Source organism: Bacillus sp. P4_D3, assembly GCF_056401855.1.
The window spans coordinates 1-3413 of sequence record NZ_JBFUIN010000341.1 but is presented as its reverse complement, the minus strand read 5'-3'; the positions used below and the strand labels follow the sequence as shown (position 1 = coordinate 3413).

Sequence of the window (3413 nt, the reverse complement as noted above, 5' to 3'; positions counted from 1 at the left end):
TGTCAAAGAAGAATAAAAAGCCGGTATCTGTATTACAAAAAAAGAAAGAAGTCGTAAATGAATGAGTTGCAGCATGCCAATACTCTTTTGAAATAAAGTGATATTGGTATTTAAAAGGAGAGAGTTTACATGATAGAGAGTAAAGTTGTAGATTCTGTACCAACTCTTAATGAGAATAGTTGTCAAATATGGTGGGCGAGAATTTCAGATTTACAATCATGGCATTACAATTTACTAAATGATGTAGAGCGAGAGAAAGCAAATTCATATCATCATTCGGCAGATCGTGCACGTTTTATAATAGGTTGTGTAATTAGTAGGTTAGTTCTTGGAAAGATACTTTCTATGTCGCCAGTTCAAGTACCGATTGATCGAATGTGCCCGGTATGTAAGTTACAACACGGTAGACCTCAATTACCAGAAGGTATGCCGCAAATATCCGTTTCCCATTCGGGTGAGTGGGTTATCGTGGCATTTACAGAATCTGCACCTGTTGGTGTTGATGTTGAACAAATGAATCCAAATATAGATGTTATGAAAATGGCAGAGGGCGTATTAACAGACATTGAAATAGCACAAGTTATGAAATTACCTGATGAACAGCGACTAGAAGGATTTTTAACATATTGGACTCGAAAAGAAGCAGTGCTGAAAGCGACAGGTGAAGGACTATTGATTCCACCAGTAGAAATTACAGTATCAGCTCCAAATGACCCTCCCGAATTGTTAATTTTTAAGGATAGACAAGAGTTAGCAGAAAATACAGTGATGGAAGATGTAAGACCTAGTTTAGATTATATGGCTTCCATTGCAATATTTAGTAAAGAAGTAACTGAAATTATGCAGTTAGACGCGGTATCGCTATTAAATTATAAATCAATTTAATAAAATATTTTATAGAAGAGGTGTTCCTCATGTTAGTGGCGGAAAATAGAAAAAGCGAATTAACTTATAATGTACAAGCAATTAAAAATATTTTATTTTCTGGAGATACATCATCTATTCTTGCTTTAGAAAAGCTTTTGAATGATACAGTTCAATTTGATGTTCTAGAACAAGAGGTAATTGATAGACAGTACATTCCGAAAGAAGCAAAAAATTTCTTTGATAAAAACGGAACATTTCTTTACCGCGTATCTAATGTTAGTTATAAAGGTAAGGTGTTATCTGAAAATCTAATTTTTGCAGACACTTCGTTTTTACCACATACTATAAAGCAAAAATTAGAGGATGGAAATATTCCAGTTGAAAAACTTATAGAAAAGATGGAAGTAAGAAGAAACGTATTATATGAAGGATATCAGCCATCTGGAAATATTATTGAATTGTTTGATGGATGTTCTGTTTCAGCGAATGTTTATCCAACTAGAAAATATCAAATTGTAAGGAACTGCAAATGTATATTTTATATTTGTGAAGTGTATCATGCAGAGAATATAAAGGAACTACTTAAATAAGAAATAAACAAAAAAACCAGCCTACAAAATGGCTGGTTTTTTTGTTTATTTAACCGCTTCTTTTAACTCTTTACCTGCTTTAAATGCTGGAACTTTACCAGCAGCAATCTGAATTTCTTCTCCAGTTTGCGGATTACGCCCTGTACGAGCAGATCTTTCACGCACTTCAAAAGTTCCAAAGCCGATTAGTTGAACTTTATCGCCAGATTGTAATGCAGTAGCAATTGTGTCAAATACGGATTGTACAGCTGCAGAAGCTTCCTTTTGAGAAATATCAGCTGATTGTGCCACGTTTTTAATTAATTCTGTTTTGTTCATGTTTTCACCTCATAAAAAATTTTTTAGAATGAATGTTTTAGTATAATGGTTAGTAAAGATAAAGCTAACTTTGTGATTAGAAAGAATGCTGTATATTTATGTTAATTTCGTTGAAAGAAACTGAATCCCTGCAAATTAAAGGGATTTATTAAGAATTGATGCATACGACAAGCTATAATATGAAGATGAGGGGGGAGTATAAGGATGATTTTTCGTGAAAAGAATGAGAAAGAAAGTATATTAATTCGTCAACATGATCATGGTTTTTTAGCTGGTGAGATTGCAAGCCATATAAAAGAAGATATTTTTGAAGATAAAACATACTTAAAAGAGACAATTGATGCAATATACGAACATGATAGAGGATGGATAGAGCTTGATAAAGTACCAATTTTGAATGATGCTAAAAATATTCCATATACATTTATGGATTGTCCAAGTTCATTACGCTTTGTTTTTTATACGATTGGTTTGAATGCAATTGAAGAGTCAAATCCATACGGGGCGTTACTTTGTAGTAAACATTTTTTATCGTTTCCATTAAATGAGGAAGACGAAGAGATGATGTCATTTTATACAGGGGAATTGGAACGACAAAAAAGAATATTGAAAACGTTAACAAAAGAACAATTTGCGATGTTCGATAAACATTATAGATTATTAAAGTTTTGTGATGAACTTTCTTTATATGTATGCATGAATAAGCCTGGTGTAAAAAAGAAAAATGAAATTGATTTGTTTAAAGATGGTTTTGAAGGAACAGAAATCTTTAATAGTAAGGATGAGAAACCTATTCGAGCTGATTGGGTGGATGAAGAAACAATTCGAATTACACCGTTTCCATTTAAAACGGAATTTCATACGTACGTAAAATATAAAACTATAAATAAACATGAAATTAATGAAAAAGGGATTGTAAAAGCTGATAGAGAATCGGAAATGAAGAAACAAAACATTCGTTTCATACAATAAGGAGGCGATGTAAATTGAAAGATTACATGTTAAAACAGTTTGATTATCATGTATGGGCTAATACACGCTTATTCAATCGATTAAAAGAGCTACCAAATTATGAGATAATCTTCAACGAAAAGGTTCAGAGTGTATTTCCATCAATTAAGGATACTTTTGCACATATTTATATTACTGATCACGTATGGTTACACATATTACATGGTAAAAGTATGAGTGAGGCAATACAAGATCGTGAAAAACTACAAAAACAAGTCGAAGCAAAGTCGTTACATGAATTAGAAAAAATGTTTATAAATATGGCCAATCAGTATAAAGAATTTCTAAGTACACTAAAAGAAGTAAATGCTGTATTTGTTATTGAGAACCCTTATGTAGGGAAATTAGAAACTTCAATTTTAGAGCTAGTACAACACGTCGTAAATCATGGTACATATCATAGAGGGAATATAACAGCGATGATTCGTCAACTTGGTCATTCCTCGACTATGATGGATTTTGTACTTTATTTACATATGGTTCAGAAGGATGGGGAATAATATAGTTTGAAAAAGGAATGCTCATTATATATGAGTCATTCTTTTTTTGATAGATTAACTGTGGCTTTAAAATAAAGTTATACTGTTTAAAGAAAGCGTTATTTATGTTAATCATGAAGGCATATTC

General features: G+C 32.0%; 5 protein-coding genes. 4 read left to right on the top strand and 1 reads right to left on the bottom strand.

Translation table 11 applies throughout. From position 1 onward, the window contains the following. Positions 1-129: 129 nt before the first annotated feature. Together sfp and AC1DTM_RS20675 are read left to right on the top strand one after the other, a co-directional pair. Positions 130-885: a 4'-phosphopantetheinyl transferase Sfp gene (sfp, locus tag AC1DTM_RS20680; RefSeq protein WP_088078515.1), complete on the top strand. Its 756-nt coding sequence runs from the start codon at positions 130-132 to the stop codon at positions 883-885. A gap of 29 nt (positions 886-914) precedes the next feature. Next, the gene (locus tag AC1DTM_RS20675; RefSeq protein ID WP_016104792.1) at positions 915-1457 is read left to right on the top strand and encodes a chorismate pyruvate-lyase family protein; all 543 of its coding nucleotides are present in this window, start codon (positions 915-917) and stop codon (positions 1455-1457) included. A gap of 45 nt (positions 1458-1502) precedes the next feature. Here AC1DTM_RS20675 and AC1DTM_RS20670 read toward each other — a convergent pair whose 3' ends face one another. Then, positions 1503-1775 (bottom strand): HU family DNA-binding protein, encoded by a 273-nt coding sequence (locus tag AC1DTM_RS20670; protein WP_002157910.1) that lies wholly within the window; start codon positions 1773-1775, stop codon positions 1503-1505. A gap of 204 nt (positions 1776-1979) precedes the next feature. Here AC1DTM_RS20670 and AC1DTM_RS20665 point away from each other — a divergent pair, with 204 nt between their 5' ends. Then, positions 1980-2747, top strand: a complete 768-nt coding sequence (locus AC1DTM_RS20665) for a DUF3891 family protein (protein WP_002157909.1) — start codon at positions 1980-1982, stop codon at positions 2745-2747. Between the two features lie 14 nt (positions 2748-2761). Beyond that, positions 2762-3286 (top strand): DinB family protein, encoded by a 525-nt coding sequence (locus AC1DTM_RS20660; RefSeq protein ID WP_002157908.1) that lies wholly within the window; start codon positions 2762-2764, stop codon positions 3284-3286. Positions 3287-3413 lie beyond the last annotated feature (127 nt).

Coding starts and splice junctions, on each gene's coding strand:
- sfp (WP_088078515.1), top strand. CDS start 130: ATGATAGAGAGTAAAGTTGTAGATTCTGTACCAACTCTTAATGAGAAT.
- AC1DTM_RS20675 (WP_016104792.1), top strand. CDS start 915: ATGTTAGTGGCGGAAAATAGAAAAAGCGAATTAACTTATAATGTACAA.
- AC1DTM_RS20670 (WP_002157910.1), bottom strand. CDS start 1,775: ATGAACAAAACAGAATTAATTAAAAACGTGGCACAATCAGCTGATATT.
- AC1DTM_RS20665 (WP_002157909.1), top strand. CDS start 1,980: ATGATTTTTCGTGAAAAGAATGAGAAAGAAAGTATATTAATTCGTCAA.